Source organism: Blastococcus sp. DSM 46786, assembly GCF_900109665.1.
Classification (GTDB): Bacteria; Actinomycetota; Actinomycetes; order Mycobacteriales; family Geodermatophilaceae; genus Blastococcus; species Blastococcus carthaginiensis.
Genome location: NZ_FOAO01000009.1, coordinates 72001 through 88891, shown reverse-complemented (window position 1 = coordinate 88891; position 16891 = coordinate 72001). Strand labels below are relative to the sequence as shown.

The window sequence follows — 16891 nt, the reverse complement described above, 5'->3', positions numbered from 1 at the left end:
GCACCCGCACGCTCGCGCCGGCTCCCTGCACGGGGCCGCGCCGGTGGTGCGGTTGGTGCGGTTGAGCCATCCGGGTGACACCGCCCCCTCCTCGTGGGGTGTACGTCACGCGGATGTCACCCTCCCGGCCTAGCGTCGGCAGTGGACGGCGAGCTGCCCTCGACGTCCACGGGAGGCCCGGTTGGTGCGACAGCGCTCGTCGTCCAGGGGGGCCGGTACCCGGCTCCTGTGCCGGGGCCCGGTCACCTTCGAGCCGGGGCGCGCGCTGTCCGCAGCGTGGTGCCCCACGGGAGCCGACTCGTGAACACTCGCCGCACGTTCGTCCTCGACACCTCGGTCCTGCTCTCCGACCCGGGAGCGCTGCTGCGCTTCGGCGACGCCGACGTGGTGCTGCCGCTCGTCGTCATCGGGGAGCTGGAGGACAAGCGGAACCACCCCGAGCTGGGATGGTTCGCCCGTCAGACGCTGCGCATCCTCGACGACCTCCGGGTCACCCACGGCCGGCTCGACGCGCCGGTCCCGGTCGGGGAGGGCGGCGGCACGCTGCACGTCGAGCTCAACCACAGCGACCCCTCCGTGCTGCCGGCCGGATTCCGCAACGACAGCAACGACAGCCGGATCATGGTGGTCGCGCTGAACCTGCGCGCCGAGGGGCGGGACGTCTGCCTGGTGACCAAGGACGTCCCGCTGCGGGTCAAGGCCGCGGCCGTCGGGCTGGAGACCGACGAGTACCGGGTGCTGGACGCCGTGGACGCGGGCTGGACCGGCATGACCGAGCTCTCCCTCGAGGACGCCGAGATCGACGAGCTGTACGAGACGGGCGAGGCCCTCCTGCCGGCGGCGGCCGACCTGCCCACCCACACCGGGCTGGTGCTGCTGTCCTCGCGCGGGTCGGCACTGGGCCGGGTGCTGCCCGACAAGTCGGTGCGCCTGGTCCGCGGCGACCGGGAGGCCTTCGGGCTGCACGGGCGCTCGGCCGAGCAGCGGGTCGCGCTGGACCTGCTGCTGGACCCGGAGATCGGCATCGTCTCGCTCGGCGGGCGGGCGGGCACCGGCAAGTCGGCGCTGGCGCTGTGCGCGGGGCTCGAGTCGGTGATGGAGCGGCGGGCGCACAAGAAGGTGGTCATCTTCCGGCCGCTGTACGCCGTCGGCGGGCAGGAGCTCGGGTACCTGCCGGGCAGCGAGGGCGAGAAGATGTCGCCCTGGGCGCAGGCGGTCTACGACACCCTCGGCGCGCTGGTGTCCAAGGAGGTGCTCGAGGAGATCGCCGCCCGCGACCTCATCGAGGTGCTCCCGCTGACCCACATCCGCGGGCGCTCGCTGCACGACTCGTTCGTGATCGTCGACGAGGCGCAGTCGCTGGAGCGCGGCGTGCTGCTCACCGTGCTCTCCCGGCTGGGCAGCAACTCCCGCGTGGTGCTCACCCACGACGTCGCCCAGCGCGACAACCTGCGGGTCGGCCGGCACGACGGCGTCACCGCGGTCATCGAGAAGCTCAAGGGGCACGTGCTGTTCGCGCACGTGACGCTCACCCGGTCCGAGCGCTCGCCGATCGCCGCGCTGGTCACCGAGATGCTCGAGGACCTGCCGCTCTGACCTGAGCCGTGCGCCGCTCCGGCGGTGCTCCTCCCGCTGTCCCGGTCGCTCAGGGCCGGCACAGCGGGAGGACGCTCGGGAGCGGGTCAGCCGGGTTCGGGCCCCTCCGCGGGCGTGGGCCGGGCCGCGGGCCGGCGCCGGCGCTTGGGTGCGGGCTTCGGCGGGGCCGCGACGGCACGCACCAGCGCGACCACGACCCAGCCGGCGAGCAGGCACCACGGCAGCCGGCTCACCATCTCCTCCGTCGAGAAGTCACCGCGCAGCCCGAGCGCGAGCACGGGCACGGCCAGCACGAACCCGACGAGGAGGACGTCCCAGCGGAACGGGCTCATGCCTGCGGGCTGTCCAGGCGCTCGCAGAGCAGCGAGGCCCAGCGGTGCGGGGTCGCGCGGACGCCGTCGAGGAGGGCCACGGGCACGGTCAGCCGCTGCAGCACCGCGGCCGGGTCGGCGCTCAGGTCGGTGTCCTGGACGACGAGGGCGTCGACGCGGGCGAGGCCGTCGAGCCAGAGCTCGAGGTCCTCGGGCTTGCGGGTCGCCTCCACGACGGCCCACACCGCGACCGGCGACCAGATCGCCAGCATCTGCGACATCCAGTAGACGTCGCTGCGCAGCGGGGCGTCGACGGCGACGATGGTCAGCGTGCCCGCGTCGGCGGCCTCCTGGCGGCGGTCGATGGCGGCGTCGATCGTGGTCATCCGGCTGCCCTTGGGGGCGAGGCCGGCGAGATCGCCGCGCGTCGCCCACTGCACGCGGTCGGGGTCCAGCCGCAGCGAGGCGGCCAGCGCCCGAGCGGCGCGGAGCGTCTCGACACCCGGACCCACCACGAACAGCACCTCGCCGGCGCCGGTGGGCAGCCGTGGCGCCTCGGGCAGCCGCTCGGTCAGCGCCCGGGTGAGCGCCGCGTAGGTGCCGTCGGCCTCGATCCGGTCGACGACGTCCTCGCCGAGCAGCTCACGGGGCACACCGAGCTCGGTCAGCCGGGCGACGACCTCCCGCGGGGTGGCGGGAGCCGCGCCGGTCCGCGGTGCCGACGGGACGTCGGTGGCGGGCTCGGCGGCGTCGTCCTCGAGCTCGGGCATGTCGGGGTGGTCGTCACCGGCCATGAGGGGGGCCACCGGCAGGCGCGTGACGGTCGCCAGGGTGCGGGTCGCCGGTGCGGCGGCAGGGGTCACCGGCCCGGCGACGGGCGCGACCGGCGCGGCCGGGGCGCTCTCCTCCTGCGGGGTCTCGGGGGCGGCGTCAGCACGCGGGCCGGCGGCGGCCGACCGCGACGGCGGGACCGCCGGGCGCCCCGACGACGGGGGCACGGGCGGCAGCCCTCGACCCCGCGCACCGGACAGCGGCGGCAGCAGGGAGATCCGCGGCATGACGGTGGTGGCGTCCAGCGACATGCTGAGCGGCGCGGGGTCGCTCGCGGTCCGGGCCAGCAGCGGAGCGGCCTCGACCAGGTCGGCGGCGGCGGTCTGCTCGACGGCGGCCTGCTCCACGCCCGCCTGCTCGACGTCCGCCTGCTCGACGTCGGCCTGCTCGATCGGGGCGTCTGCGATCGGGGCGTCCGCGATCGGGGCGTCCGCGACGACCGGCTGCGGAGCGACGGTCTCCGCGGCCACGGCCTCCTCGGCCTCCACGGCCACGGACTGCTCGAGGGCGGTCTGCAAGACGACCGGCTGCGGGACGACGGTCTCCGCGGCCACGGCGTCCTCGACCACGGCGTCCTCGACCACGGACTCCTCGGCGACGGGCGCTCCGGCCGGGGGCTCCTCCGCCACGGGCTCGTCCGCCGCGGGTGCCGCGGCCAGGGGCTCGGCCGGGGCCGCGATGTCGGCGACCGGCGGCGCGGCCAGGAGCTCCTCGGCCGGGCCCGCGATGTCGGCGACCGGCGCCGGAGCCGCGAGCAGCACATCGGCCCAGATGGGGGCGTCGTCGGCGGCCGGGAAAGCGGGCACCGGCTCGCCCCACAGCGTGGTGCCCCCGGCGGAGCCGCCCCACCCGAGGTCGGCGGGGACCGGCGCGGGCGCGGCCGGGGCGTCGAACAGCGAGAACGACGTGCCGACGACCGGTTCGACGACCGGCTCCGGCGTCACCGGTACCGGCGCGAGCACCGGGGCGTGCGCACCGGTGGGAGCGAAGAGCAGGCTCGGGTCGGCGGCCACGTCGGCCGGGCGGGCCTCCTCGCGGACCGGCTCGTCGAGCACAGCGGCGGGCAGGGCGGCGTCGTCGAACGCCGGGACAGGGGGTGCTGGCTCGTCGGGCAGCACCTCGGTACGGGGGGCCGGCTCGTCGAGCACCGCGACGGGCAGGCCCGGCTCGTCGAGCACACCGACGGGCAGGCCCGGCTCGTCGAGCACACCGACGGGCAGGCCCGGCTCGTCGAGCACACCGACGGGCAGGCCCGGCTCGTCCAGGACCGGGACGGGCAGGGCCGGCTCGTCGATCACCGCGAGAGGGAGGACCGGCTCGGCCAGCGCCGCGCGCGGTGAGTCCCCGGCCAGCATCTTGCGCAGGATGCCGGCGAGCGCCTCGTCGGAGTGCCCCTGGGCCAGGGCGTCACGCAGTGCCTCGGCGATCTCCTCCTGCCGCGCGGACGGTGCCGGGGCGGCGGGCTCCTGCGGGGCAGCCGCCCACCTGGGCAGCTCCTCGGCGCCGGTCGTGGACGTGGACGTGGAGGGCGGCGCGGTGGCCTGTTCTCTCACCGTGGTCTCCTCCTGCACGGCCTGCGACCGCATCGACGGATCTGCTGAACGGATGGCCGCGGCCAGGGACGGCCGGGCTGCCGGCGCGGGCGCGACCGCGAAGGGGTCGCGAGCCGGTGCGGCCGGCACGGGCTCCGCCGGCTGGGCCAGCGCGTGGTCGACGGCCTGGCGCACGTCACGGTCCCCGGAGACCATGCGCGCCAGCGCCGCGGTGAAGGGCGAGGGTGCGGCGCCGGCGTCCGGCTGCTCCGCCGGCGGGGCCGGGGCAGCGGCGGGCTGGCGGCGCGGGGTGGCCGTGGGCTCCCGGGTCGCCTTCGGGAACGTGGCGCGGGCAGCCGAGGACCGTCCGTAGCCGGGCGCGGGCGCGGCCGTGGCGGGGGAGCCGCCGGTCGCGGTGGGGGCGCCGCCGCCCAGCAGGCCGGCCAACTCGTCGATCCGCTCGTCGTCCCGGGCCAGGCGCGCCACCGGCGCGGGCGACCAGGATGCCGCGGTCGCGCCGGTCCGCGGGGTGGCCGGCCGGGCAGCCGGTTCGGCCGGGGCCGGACGAGCGGCCTCCGCGGCCCAGGCGGCAGCGCCGTTGCGGGCGGGTGCGCTCGCGCGGGCGCGCGCCGGGGCGGCCGCGGCCAGCGGGGAGTCGTACGCGGCGACGGGGGTGGCCTGGGCGGGGCCGGTCGACGGCGACGGGACCCCGGGGCGCGCGAACTGGTCGGGCGCCACCTCGGCGATGTAGCGCTCGGTGGCGAAGAAGCCCAGCACGCCGCCCGAGCGGACCCGGCGCACCCCGACGACCCGGGCGTGCGGCCCGAACTGCTCGCGCGCGGCCGCGATCGCGTCGTCGCGCGAGGCGGCCTCAACGGATCGCAACGGCACCGCTCACCACTCCCAGCGACTCGATCTGGGCCGTCCGGGACACCTCCGCGTAGGAGATGACCGGCAGCCGGGGCAGGATCTGGCGCATCAGCCGCGCGAGCGCCGCACGGACCTGAGGCGAGCAGACGAGGACGGGGGACAGGCCCTGCCGCTCGGCGTCCTCGAGCATGCCGCTGCAGCCGTGCACGAGAGCGTCCACGGCGCCGGCGTCGAGGGCCAGGACGGCACCCATCTCGGTCTGGCGGACCGACTCGAGCAGGCGCTGCTCGAACCCCGGCTCCAGCGTGAACACGTGCAGGCGCTCGTCCGGCGTGACGTAGGGCTGGCTGATCGCCGAGCCCAGCGCCGTCCGGGCCGCCTCGACGAGTCCGTCGAGTTCGGACGAGTGCTTGGCACGCACAGAGAGTGCCTCGAAGATGCGGACCAGGTCCCGGATCGACACACCCTCGGCGAGCAACGCGTGCAACACGCGTTGCACCTCTCCCAGCGTGAGCAGTGCGGGCGTCAGCTCCTCGACGACGACGGGGTGGGAGCGGCGCACCATCTCCACGAGCAGGCGGACGTCCTCGCGCCCGAGCAGGTCCGCGGCGTTCTGCCGGACGACCTCGGCCAGGTGCGTGGTGATGACCGACGAGCGGTCGACCACGGTGGCCCCCGCCATCTCGGCGGCCCGCTGCAGCTCCGCGGGCACCCACTTGGCGGCCAGCCCGAACACCGGCTCGCGGGTGGGCTTGCCGGGCAGGCCGTCGAGCGCGTCGCCGATGGCCAGGACGGTGCCGGCGGGTGAGCTGCCCTTGGCGACCGGCACGCCGTTGAGCCAGATGACGTACTGCGAGGAGGGCAGGTCGAGGTTGTCGCGGGTGCGCACCAGCGGGATGACCAACCCGGTCTCCATGGCGACCTTCCGCCGCAGGGCCTTGACCCGGTCCAGCAGGTCGCCGCCGCGGGCGGTGTCGACCAGGTCGACCAGGTCGAACGCCACCTCGAGCTCGAGCGGGTCGACGCGCATCTTCTCCGCGATCGCCTCGGGCGAGTCGGGGGCCGGTTCGAGCTCGGCGGCGGCCGCGGCGGCCTCGGCCTCCTCGTCGACCTCCTCCGGCTCCGTCATCCGGCTGGCCATGACGAGGAAGGCGACGCCGACGAGCAGGAAGGGCAGCTTGGGCAGGCCGGGGATGAGGCACAGCGCCAGCGCCGCGCCGCCGGCGATGCGGACCGGCTGGCGGAAGCGACCGAGCTGGGCGATCAGGTCGGTGCCCATGTCGCCCTCGGTGGCCGAGCGGGTCACGATGATGCCGGTCGCGGTGGACATCAGCAGCGCCGGGATCATCGAGACGAGCCCGTCGCCGACGGTGAGCAGCGAGTAGGTGCTCACCGCCTCGGCCGGCGCCATCCCGCGCTGCATCATGCCGATGGCGAAGCCACCGATGAGGTTCACCAGGGTGACGACGATGCCGGCGATGGCGTCGCCCTTCACGAACTTCGAGGCGCCGTCCATCGAGCCGTAGAAGTCGGCCTCGGCGGTGACCTCGTGCCGCCGCTTGCGGGCCTGCGCCTCGTTGATCAGCCCGGCGTTGAGGTCGGCGTCGATCGCCATCTGCTTGCCGGGCATGGCGTCGAGGGTGAAGCGGGCGCCGACCTCGGCCACGCGGCCGGCACCGTTGGTGATCACCACGAACTGCACGATGGTGAGGATCAGGAAGATGACCAGGCCGACGATCAGCGAGCCGCCGATGACGATGTGGCCGAAGGCCTCGATCACCTTGCCGGCGTAGCCGTCGGTGAGCACCAGCCGCGTCGAGGAGACGTTGAGGGCGAGGCGGAAGAGCGTCGCGATGAGCAGGAGCGAGGGGAAGACCGCGAAGTCCAGCGGCTTCCTGATCTGCATCGCGACCAGCAGCACCAGCAGGGAGATCGCCAGGTTCAGCCCGATGAGCATGTCCATCATCCCGGCGGGCAGCGGCACCACCAGCATGAGCACGATGGCGACGACGCCGATCGGGACGGCGGCCTTGCCCAGGCCTTTCACTCGCCCGCTCCGGGCTCGCACGAGGGACGCTGGCTCACCCCTCCCTCATCGGCAGGCCGACGGACACCCGGTACCGCGCCGGGAACGCCTGTCCTGGCTCACCGTGGCGGGTCCTGGCTCACGGTCGACGGTGAGCCAGGACCCGGAACGATCAGGTGACCTGATCATCAACGCGCTCAGGCGGCGACGGCGGGACGCCGCCGGCCGGCCTTGGGCAGGTCCGTGACGTCGGGCGCCTCGAACCCGGGCCGGTGGAAGCCGCCCCGCACGCCCCGCGCCCCCAGGTGCATGACGAAGGCCAGCACGCGGGCGACCGCCGTGAACAGCTGCGGCGGCACCTCCTGACCGAGCTCGCAGGAGGTGTGCAGCGCGCGGGCGAGCGGGATGTCCTGCACCAGCGGGACCCGCGCCTCGGTGGCCCGCTGGCGCAGCTTCGTCGCGACCTCGCCGGCGCCCTTCGCCACCACGCGCGGCGCCCCCTTGGCGGCGTCGTACTTCAGCGCGACGGCGACGTGGGTCGGGTTCACCAGCAGGACGTCGGCGTCGGCCACCTCGGCCATCATCCGGTTCCGCGACATCGCCATCTGCACGCCGCGGCGGTGCGCCTTCATGTACGGGTCGCCCTCGGCCTGCTTGTGCTCCTGCTGGATCTCGTACTTGCTCATCTTGAGCTGCTTCATCATCTTCGCCCGGACGACGACGTAGTCGGCGACGGCGAGGCCCAGACCGGTGACCGCGACGACCCGGAACATCAGGATGGCCGAGTCGGTGAAGATGGCCGCGACGGCCGAGAGCGGCAGAGCGCCGGCGGCGGACACGAGCGTCTGCGCCCGCTCGCTGGTGACGATGACGACCGTGCCCAGCGCCGCGGTCTTGATCAGCGCCTTGGACGTCTCCCAGATGCCCTGGGTGCCGAACATGCGCTTCATACCGGGCAACGGGTTGAACTTCTTCAGCTTGGGCTGCATCGGCTTGGTCGTCACGTGCACCCCGCCCTGGGACGCGGACGAGGCCACGCCGACGAGCATGAGCGCGATCGCGGTCGGCAGCAGCGTCGTCAGGAAAGCGATCAGCGCCGTGCCGAGCAGCGCGGTGACCGTGGTGACCTCGGGGTTGCTGACCACCGTCCCGACGTGCACGAACAGCTGCCGCACCACGTCGAACGCCTTGCCCGCGAGCACCGGCAGCAGGAAGCTCGCCGCCGCCACCCCCAGCCAGGTCCCCAGCTCCTGGGTCCGGGGGATCTGCCCCTCCTTGCGCGCCTTCTTGAGGCGCTGGGGAGTGGGCTTCTCGGTCTTCTCACCACCCGGTCCGTCCTTGGCCATGCGTCACCCCCTCAGCCGCCGCGCAGCGAGGTCATGGCGCGGGCGCCGTGCTCGAGCAGCTGGTCGAGGGCGGAGGGCAGCAGGGGGAAGGTCAGCCCCAGCATCGCCAGCGTGAGCATGATCTTCACCGGGAAGCCCAGCGAGAAGACGTTGAGCGCGGGGGCGGCCCGGCTCAGCAGGGCCAGCGCCACGTCGGCGAGCAGCAGCACCGCCACCATCGGCCCGGCGATCTGCAGCGCGGCCAGGAACATCATGGAGAAGGCGGTGATCAGCACCGCCGCGATCTGGTCGGTGGGCACGTCGCCACCGACCGGCAGCCCCTCGTAAGAGGTCGCGAAGCCCTTCACCATCAGCAGGTGCCCGCCGCTGGTGAACAGCAGGGTCGTCGCCAGCAAGTAGTGCAGCTTGCCCAGGGAGCTGTTCTGGGTCATCGCCATCGGGTCGTAGCCCGGCTGCAGCGAGAAGCCGCCGGCGACGTCGAGGATGTCCCCGGCCATCTGCACCGCCGTGAACAGCACCTGGACGACGAAGCCCAGTGCCGCACCGATGACGACCTCGGTGACGGCGGTGACCAGCAGGAAGCCCGCCGTCGGCTCGGGCAGGGTGGGCGCGATCTGGGTGGACAGCAGCACCGCGAGGGCCAGGGCGAGCGCGCCCTTCACCGGGGCGGGGATCACCCGCGAGTTGAACGGCGGGGCGAGCAGGACGAAGCCGGCGGCCCGCGCCGTGCCGAGGAGCAGGGCCGCGAGCGTGACCGCCGGGACCGAGAGGTCCATGCCGGCTACGTCCGGTCGAGCAGTGCCGGCAGCTGGTCGAAGAGGGTGTGGGTGAAGCTGACCAGTTCGGAGAGCACCCAGTTCCCGGTCACCAGCAGGGCGATGGAGACGGCGATCATCTTCGGGACGAAGGAGAGCGTCGGCTCCTGGATCTGGGTGGCCGCCTGGAACAGCGAGATCAGGAAGCCGACCAGCAGCGCGGTCAGCAGGATGGGAGCGGCGACCTTCGCGGCGACCAGCATGGTCTGCGCGGCGATCTCGGTGACGTCGGCGTCGCTCATGGCTCGACTCCGTCCTCGTTCCGCTCCTCGCTCGTTCCTCGCTGCGATGCTCGCTCGGGCGTCGTCTTCGCGTCGCTCATCGCTACCCCGCCCCCCCGTAGGAACCCACCAGCGCGGTGGTGATCAGCGCCCAGCCATCGACGACGACGAAGAGCAGCAGCTTGAAGGGCAGCGACACGATGGTCGGCGGGACCATCATCATGCCGAGCGACATGAGCGCCGCGCTGACGAGCATGTCCAGCACGAGGAATGGGATGAAGATGACCATCCCGATGATGAACGCGCTCTTCAGCTCCGACAGGACGAACGCCGGGATCAGCGTCGTCATGCTCACCGAGGCGGCGTCGGCGGGAGCCTCCTCGCCGGAGAGGCCCACCATCAGCTTCAGCTCGTCCTCGCGGGTGTTGGCGAGGAGGAACTCGCGCAGCGGCACCACGCCGGCGTCGTAGGCCTGCGAGACGCTCATCGCGCCGTCCATGTAGGGCTGGACGGCGAGCTCGTTGATGTCGGAGAAGACGGGCCCCATCACGAAGAGCGTGAGGAACAGGGCGATCCCGGTGAGCACCTGGTTCGGCGGCGACGTCGCCATTCCGAGCGCGTTCCGGGTCAGGCCGAGCACCACGATGATCTTGGTGAACGAGGTGGCCAGCAGGAGCACCGACGGCGCGACCGAGAGCACCGTGATCGCGAGGATCAGCGTGATCGAGCTGCTGGGGGAGCCGTTCCCGATGGAGATGTCCACGGCCCCGCCGACCTCGGGGGCCGTGGGAGCCGTCGGTGCGGTGGGGGCTGTCGGGGCGGCCGTGGCCGGGCCGGCGAGGACGACCGCCGCCACGGCGGCGACCAGCAGCGCCAGCAGGACGACGAGTGCGCGGCCCCGCGTCCGGTGGGCGAGCGGGCGCACTGCGGCGGTCATGACCGGCGGACCGTGCGCTCGCGGAGCTCGTCGACCAGCGTGCCCCAGCCGTTCCGGTCCAGGACCGAGCCGGCGAGCACGCCGTCGGACGCGGGCCGGGCGGCCGGCACCGCCGCCGCGGGGGCGTCGTCGGCCGGCACACCGGCGGGTCGCAGCCGGGCGGGGGCGCCGCGCTCGGCGAGCGCGGCGTCGACCGCCTCGCCGTCGACCTCCGCGAGCAGGGTGACCTGCTCCTCGGTGGAGCCGATGACCAGGACGACGTCGGCGATGCGGACGACGTTGACCGTGCTGGTGCGGCCCAGGCGCTGGCGGGCGACGACCTGGATGAGGCCGTTGCCCTGACCCAGGCCCTTCTTCTTCGCCAGCCGGGCGGCGAACCACAGCACGCCGCCGATGAGGGCGAGGGACAGGAAGAGCCGGATGATCATCCACGTCATGAGGCCGCGGCTCCCAGCTCGGCGGCGTCGGTGACGATCTCGCTGATCCGCAGGCCGAAGTCCTCGTCGACGACGACGACCTCGCCGCGGGCGATGAGCGTGCCGTTGACCAGCAGGTCGGCGGGGGCGCTGGCGGCGCGGTCGAGCTCGACGACCTCGCCCGGGTGCAGCGACAGCAGCTCCTGCACCGTCATGCGGGTGCGCCCGATCTCGACGGTGACCTCCATGGCCACGTGCCGCAGGAGCTCGAGGCTGCCCCGCTGCTCGCGAGCCGCCGGCAGGGTCACCTGCAGCGCGAGCGTGGCCTGGTGCTCGCCGTCGCCCATGAGCGGGACGGCGACGAACATCCCCTTGTCGCGCAGCCCGTCGAGGGCGGCGACCGGCTCCTCGGTGCGCTCGGAGGCGACCCGCACCCGGCCGAGCGCGGCCGCGGCCGCCTCCAGCGCCGGCCGCAGCGCGGCGGAGACGTCCATCTGCCCGACGGGGGAGTTCTGCAGCGCGTCGACGACGTCGCCGGAGACGATCAGCACGACGTCGCCGGACACCTCGCCGGACAGCCCGGCGGTGACCGCGAGCGCGGCCGCCGGGGGCAGGGGGACGGTGTCCGGGTCGCTGACCGGCGCGCCGGCGCTCAGCGCCGAGGTCGAGGGGACCAGGGCGGCGGCCGCTCGGGCGGCCGCGGCGACGACCGCCGTGACGGTCTGGGAGTCCTGCGAGTCGGTGCGGGGCGCGGTCATGCGGAGTCCTTCGCGGCGTGCGGGGCGTGCGGGGTGGGGACGATCGAGGCGGCCAGTCGGCGCCGGTGGTTGCTGGCGATCGCGTAGGCGAACGTCACGTCGTTGGTCGTGACCTCCAGCGGGCTGTCCCGTGGGTGGCGGAGCAGCAGCACGTCGTCGACGGCGAGGGAGAGCAGGTCGGAGGAGGAGACGGTGAGCGGGGCGAACCGGACGCTCACGTCCACCGGCACCAGGTTCAGCCGGTCGATCAGCGCCTCGCGGGCGCGCTGGCGCTTGCGCAGCGCGGACTCCGAGAGCTGCGGGGAGGCGGCGTTGTTCAGGGCCTGCGCGAACGAGGAGAACGGCAGCACGACCGTGGCCTCGCCCTCGCGGTCGCCGACGGACATCGTGAAGCTGGCGACCATCACGGTGTCCGAGCCGGCGGCGGCCTGGGCGAGCTGGGGGTTGTACTCCCGACCGACGAGCACCGGCTGGATCTCGGCCACGGAGACCAGCGACACCGCGAACTCGTCGAGCAGCCGGTCCAGCAGGTGGTTGGTGATGGTGGTCTCCATCGCCGTCATCGGCCGGTTGGGCTGGGCAGCGGCACCCGAGCCACCGAGCATGTGGTCGACCATCGCCATGGCGATGTCGAGCGGAAAGGCGAGCAGCCCCTTCCCGGCCAGCGGCTCCAGGGTGAAGGTGGAGATGAAGCTGGGGTTGGGCAGCGTCCCGACGTAGTCGTCGTAGGAGAACTGCTCGATGCCATCGAGCTCTAGCCGGGCGCCGGCGCGGAGAAAGGTCGTGAGGATCGTCGTCGCCTGCCGGGCGAAGCCCTCCTGGGCGATCTGCATGACCCGCACGTGCTCGCGGGAGAGCTTCGTCGGCCGGCGGAAGTCGTAGGTGCGCGGCGCCCCGCGGCGGCTGCGGCTGCTCGTGGCCGTGGCGGCGGGCGCCGGGGCGGCGGGGGCCGTGGCGGCGGGGGCCGGAGCCGGGGCCGGCGCGGCGGCCGGGGCCGGTCCGGTCTCGGGGGTGGTCACGCAACCCCTCATCGGCGGGGACCGGGAGCACCCTGACCGGGCGGCGGGGGCCCCCCGTGCCGGCCGGGGGGCGTGTGACTGGTGGTACGGGTGGAGCACAGCGGGGGTGCCCTCCGTGATCGGAGGGCACCCCCGCGTGGTCGGAGCGTCTGGCCTGACTCGTGCGCCGCTACTGGGTCACGTACTCCGTGTAGTAGATGCCCATGACCATCGGGATGTCGTGGTCGGTGTAGGCCTCGATGATCTTCTGCTCCAGGGACTCCTTCAGCGCGTCCCGGGCGTTGGTCACGTCGGCCGGGTTCGCCTGCGAGAACGTGGAGATGATCGCGTCGTAGGCCTTGGCGCCGTCGACGCCGCCACCGCCGTGGCCACCGCCGGACGCCTCGACCGTGTACTCCAGGGTGATGCCGATCTTCAGGTAGCCGCCACCGGCGAGGTTCACCGCGATGGGCTCCAGCGCGGTGTAGCCGCCGTGCTCGGGCGCCGCAGCCTCCGCTTCCCCCGTTCCGGCGAAGAGGAAGAAGTAGGCGGCGCCGGCCCCGGCGAGCAGCACGACGGCCAGCATCAGGAGGAGCTTCTTCTTCCCGCTCTTGCCCTCGGTCTCGTCGCCGTCGGCGGGGGCGTTCTTGTCCTTCTTGCTCATTCGGTCACTCCTCGGTGGGCGGCGTCGAGGCCGGGCAGGAAGGCGTTGGCCTCCGCCGACGCGGTGGACAGGACGACGACGTCGACCCGTCGGTTGACGGTGAGGGCGGTGGGATCGGACTCGGGCACCAGCGGCCGGGTCGACGAGTAGCCGGTGGCCGACAGCCGCGGCTGCGGGACACCCTCCGCGGCCAGGTACCGGACGACCGTGGTCGCGCGGGTGGCCGAGAGCTCCCAGTTCGACGGCCACGGGCCGCCGACGGTGACGGGGAGGTGGTTGGCGTGCCCCTCGACCCCGAGCTGGTTGGGCAGCCGGCCGAGGGTGGGGGCGATCGCGCTGAGGATCGCCCGCCCCTCCGGCCGGAGGACGGCCTGCTCGGCGTCGAAGAGCACCTGGTCGGCCACGATGTGCACCACCAGGCCCCGCTCGTCGATCTCGTACCGGGCCGCACCGGCGTACCCGGCGGCGGCCAGCGCCGCCTCGATCGCGTCGCGGGCGGCGGCCAGCTCGTCGTAGGCGGCCTTCGCCTCGGCGGCGAGGCGCTCGGCCCGGTCGGCCGCGGCCTGCGCGGCCGCCTTGTCGACCTCGGCCTGCTGGACGGTCGGGTCCGAGGGGATCGCCGAGGCGATGTCCACCGCGCCCGGGAGACCGTCGAGGACCGAACTCTCCGGCGTGGAGGCCGGCTGCACGTTGATCGGCGTGCCGAGGGTCTGGGAGAGGCCCTTGGCCAGCGCGGCGAACTTGGCCTGGTCGACCTGGCTCATCGCGTAGAGCACCACGAACAGGACCAGGAGCAGCGTCATCATGTCCGCGTAGGACACCAGCCACCGCTCGTGGTTCTCGTGCTCCTCCTCCTCGTGCTTCTTGGCCCGGCGGCGGCCGCCGTGGCCGGAGGCGCTCACGCGGCCTCCTTGGCGACCTCACTGGGCGGGATCAGCGAGTTGAGCTTCAGCCGGACCGCCCGCGGGCTGGTGCCGGCCTGGATCTCGGCGATGCCCTCGACCAGCAGCTCCATCTGCGCGGCCTGCAGCTCGCTGACCCGCATGATCTTCGCGCCCATGGGGAGGAACCAGAAGTTCGCGGCCATGACGCCCCACAGGGTGGCGACGAAGGCCGCGGCTATCATCGGTCCCAGGGCCTCGGGGTTGCTGAGATTCCCCATCACGTTCATCAGGCCGACGATGCAGCCGACGATGCCGATGGTCGGCGCGTAGCCGCCCATCGTCGTCATGAACTTGGCGGCGGTCTTGTCCTCGGCCTTCTTCGCCGAGATCTCGCTCTCGAGGACGGCGCGGAGCTCCTCGGGGTCGGTGCCGTCGATGCCCATCTGCAGGCCGCGCTTGAGGAACGGGTCCTCGATCGCCTTGACCTGCGCCTCCAAGGCGAGCAGGCCCTCCTTGCGGGCTTTCTCGGCGAGGCTGACCAGCGTCTGGATCTGCTGGGTCGGCGGCGGCACCTTGGCCGGCATCACGGCCATCTTGAACCAGGCCGGCATCTTCTTGAGGTCGTCCATCGTCTGGCCGGACATCGCCGCGCCGAAGGTGGCGACGATGACCAGGATGATCGCCGGGATGAAGATCAGGGACGCCGGGTCGGCGCCCTCCATGATCATGAAGATCAGGAGGGCGGCCATCGAGATGACGAACCCGATGAGGGTGGCCGGATCCACGGGTCAGCGTTCCTCTCGGGTCGGGAAGGGCACGACCGACGAGTCGCCGACCTGCTGCTCAGGGACGTGCGGGCGGTAGGCGCCCCGGTCCATCTCGTAGGAGAGGGCGAGGATCCCGGCGCGGTACTCGCGGATCTCCTGCAGCACCTCGGCCACGCTCTCGCGTACCACGTACTTCGTGCCGTCCACCAGGAAGGCGACCGTGTCGGGGTGGCCCTCGACCTTCTCGATCAGGTCGGGGTTGAGCGCGAACTCGTCGCCGTTCAGGCGCGTCACTCGGATCACGGGGCGGTCCTCTTGCTCGGTGGGGGTCGGTGGGGCGTGAACACGGTCCGGGCGGGCACGGCAGTTCTGTCATCGGCCCCGGACGGGGTCTCCTTGAGCCGAAGGTGCTGGCGGGGGACGTGTGACGGACGGCCCGGTCACCCCTCGGGGTGACCGGGCCGTCGCCGGTGACGTGCTGGATCGGTCCCTCTGCAGTGCCCTGCGCGGAGCTCGCACCGACATGTCCGGCCGGGCCAGGGAGGGTGGCGCCGCGTGCGAGCGCGGCTCGACCCTCACCGGCCCGGCTCGACCCGGGTGTCAGGAGGCCGCATGACGAGGGGATGCCACGCCCCGGGAGTCCCCCACGCCGCACTACTCATCAGCGCTTGAGGTTCACCAGGTCCTGGAGGATCTCGTCGGATGCCGTGATCACCCGGCTGTTGGCCTGGAAGCCGCGCTGGGCGACGATCAGGCTGGTGAACTCCTCGGAGAGGTCGACGTTGGACATCTCCAGCGCACCGGAGGACAGCACGCCCCGACCGCCCGCGCCGGCGGTGCCGATCATCGCGACGCCGGAGTTGTCGCCCACGCGGAACGAGGAATTGCCGGCCTTCTCGAGCCCGCTGGGGTTGTTGAAGGCGGCCATCGCGAGCTGGCCCAACGGCTGCCGCAGCCCGTTGGAGTAGACGCCCATGATCGTGCCGTCGTTCGAGAGCTGAAATGACTGCAGCGAGCCGAGCGCGTAGCCGTCCTGCTCTGGGGCGGTCACCTCGCTGGAGCCCGCGAACTGGCTGATCGTCCCGAGCTCGATGGCCACCGGGCCGGGCCAGCCGGCGGCGGCGGGGTCGAAGGCGATGCCGGCGGCCGGGGCGGTCATGTTGCCGGCAGTGTTGAAGCTGACGGTGCCGTCGAACGCGGTCCCGTCGGCGTTGGTCAGCGCGAGGGCCGCACCGCCGTTGTTCTGGACGGTCAGGCTCCAGGTGTTGGCGGCGGTCTTGGTGAAGGTGTAGGTGACCCGCTGCTCGACGCCCTGGGCGTCGAACATCTTGGTGGGGGTCTGCACGAACGCGCCGACCGGCGCGGCTGCGTTCAGGTTGCCCTCGAGCGACCCCGACGTCGTGGCCGACGGGTTCACGATCTGGCCGTAGGGCACGGAGAGGTCCTGGATCGGGCCGTTGGGGTTGATGGTGCCGTCGGCGTCCGCCACCCAGCCCTGCAGGATGCTGCCGTCGGGCGTGACCAGCCGGCCACTGGCGTCGAAGTCGAACGAGCCCGCCCGGGTGAACAGCTGCTCACCACCGGCGCCGCGGGTGACGAAGAAGCCGTCACCTTCGATCATGAAGTCCGTCGAGCGCCCGGTGGACTGCGTCGCACCGTTCGTCCAGTTCGTGGTGATGGCCGCCAGCTTCACACCGAGACCGATCTGGGCGGGATTCGTGCCACCGCGGTCCTCGGCGGGCGCTCCGCCGGCCCGCACGATCTGCGAGAGCGTGTCCTGGAAGACGGTGGAGCTGCTCTTGAAGCCGACGGTGTTGACGTTCGCGATGTTGTTGCCGGTGACGTCCATCTTGGTCTGGTGGGCACGCAGACCGGAGATGGCGGAGAACATGGAGCGGAGCATCGGGGTCTCCTCCGGG

The 16891-nt window shown here is 73.1% G+C and carries 16 protein-coding genes; 1 reads left to right on the top strand and 15 read right to left on the bottom strand.

Annotated elements, in window-relative coordinates:
* Positions 1-300 precede the first annotated feature (300 nt).
* Positions 301-1596 (top strand): PhoH family protein, encoded by a 1296-nt coding sequence (locus tag BMW62_RS10075; protein WP_091930731.1) that lies wholly within the window; start codon positions 301-303, stop codon positions 1594-1596.
* Between the two features lie 86 nt (positions 1597-1682).
* On the opposite strand, the gene BMW62_RS10070 is transcribed toward BMW62_RS10075, so the two are convergent.
* The 15 genes from BMW62_RS10070 to BMW62_RS10000 form a co-directional block, all read right to left on the bottom strand.
* The gene (locus BMW62_RS10070; RefSeq protein ID WP_091930730.1) at positions 1683-1928 is read right to left on the bottom strand and encodes a hypothetical protein; all 246 of its coding nucleotides are present in this window, start codon (positions 1926-1928) and stop codon (positions 1683-1685) included.
* A complete protein-coding gene (locus tag BMW62_RS10065) occupies positions 1925-5161 on the bottom strand; it encodes a hypothetical protein (RefSeq protein WP_091930729.1) in 3237 nt (1078 codons plus the stop codon). Before BMW62_RS10065 ends, BMW62_RS10070 begins: the two co-directional genes overlap by 4 nt.
* Positions 5142-7187 (bottom strand): flagellar biosynthesis protein FlhA, encoded by a 2046-nt coding sequence (gene flhA / locus BMW62_RS10060; RefSeq protein ID WP_091930728.1) that lies wholly within the window; start codon positions 7185-7187, stop codon positions 5142-5144. The genes BMW62_RS10065 and flhA overlap by 20 nt, the downstream gene beginning before the upstream one ends.
* 176 nt (positions 7188-7363) lie before the next feature.
* Positions 7364-8512: an EscU/YscU/HrcU family type III secretion system export apparatus switch protein gene (locus tag BMW62_RS10055; protein ID WP_091930727.1), complete on the bottom strand. Its 1149-nt coding sequence runs from the start codon at positions 8510-8512 to the stop codon at positions 7364-7366.
* A gap of 11 nt (positions 8513-8523) precedes the next feature.
* Positions 8524-9288, bottom strand: coding sequence for a flagellar biosynthetic protein FliR (gene fliR / locus BMW62_RS10050; RefSeq protein WP_091930726.1), 765 nt, complete (start codon positions 9286-9288; stop codon positions 8524-8526).
* A 5-nt stretch (positions 9289-9293) separates the two neighbouring features.
* The gene (gene fliQ / locus BMW62_RS10045; RefSeq protein ID WP_091930725.1) at positions 9294-9569 is read right to left on the bottom strand and encodes a flagellar biosynthesis protein FliQ; all 276 of its coding nucleotides are present in this window, start codon (positions 9567-9569) and stop codon (positions 9294-9296) included.
* Positions 9570-9651: 82 nt separating this feature from the next.
* Complete coding sequence (fliP, locus tag BMW62_RS10040) at positions 9652-10485, bottom strand: flagellar type III secretion system pore protein FliP (protein WP_091930724.1); 834 nt, start codon at positions 10483-10485, stop codon at positions 9652-9654.
* Positions 10482-10922: a FliO/MopB family protein gene (locus tag BMW62_RS10035; RefSeq protein ID WP_170852314.1), complete on the bottom strand. Its 441-nt coding sequence runs from the start codon at positions 10920-10922 to the stop codon at positions 10482-10484. Before BMW62_RS10035 ends, fliP begins: the two co-directional genes overlap by 4 nt.
* Positions 10919-11659: a flagellar motor switch protein FliN gene (gene fliN / locus BMW62_RS10030; protein WP_091930723.1), complete on the bottom strand. Its 741-nt coding sequence runs from the start codon at positions 11657-11659 to the stop codon at positions 10919-10921. The genes BMW62_RS10035 and fliN overlap by 4 nt, the downstream gene beginning before the upstream one ends.
* Positions 11656-12678 (bottom strand): flagellar motor switch protein FliM, encoded by a 1023-nt coding sequence (locus BMW62_RS10025; RefSeq protein WP_091930722.1) that lies wholly within the window; start codon positions 12676-12678, stop codon positions 11656-11658. The genes fliN and BMW62_RS10025 overlap by 4 nt, the downstream gene beginning before the upstream one ends.
* A 169-nt stretch (positions 12679-12847) precedes the next feature.
* A complete protein-coding gene (locus BMW62_RS10020) occupies positions 12848-13321 on the bottom strand; it encodes a flagellar basal body-associated FliL family protein (protein WP_091930721.1) in 474 nt (157 codons plus the stop codon).
* Positions 13318-14223 carry a flagellar motor protein MotB gene (locus BMW62_RS10015; protein ID WP_091930720.1) on the bottom strand — a complete coding sequence of 302 codons (906 nt, stop codon included), beginning with the start codon at positions 14221-14223 and terminating at the stop codon, positions 13318-13320. Before BMW62_RS10015 ends, BMW62_RS10020 begins: the two co-directional genes overlap by 4 nt.
* Entirely contained in the window at positions 14220-14990 is a 771-nt protein-coding gene (locus BMW62_RS10010) for a motility protein A (protein WP_091930719.1), read from the bottom strand. Before BMW62_RS10010 ends, BMW62_RS10015 begins: the two co-directional genes overlap by 4 nt.
* 3 nt (positions 14991-14993) lie before the next feature.
* On the bottom strand, positions 14994-15275 hold the full coding sequence (locus BMW62_RS10005) for a flagellar FlbD family protein (protein ID WP_091930718.1): 282 nt from the start codon (positions 15273-15275) through the stop codon (positions 14994-14996).
* A gap of 358 nt (positions 15276-15633) precedes the next feature.
* Positions 15634-16875 (bottom strand): flagellar hook protein FlgE, encoded by a 1242-nt coding sequence (locus BMW62_RS10000; RefSeq protein WP_091930717.1) that lies wholly within the window; start codon positions 16873-16875, stop codon positions 15634-15636.
* Between the last annotated feature and the right edge of the window lie 16 nt (positions 16876-16891).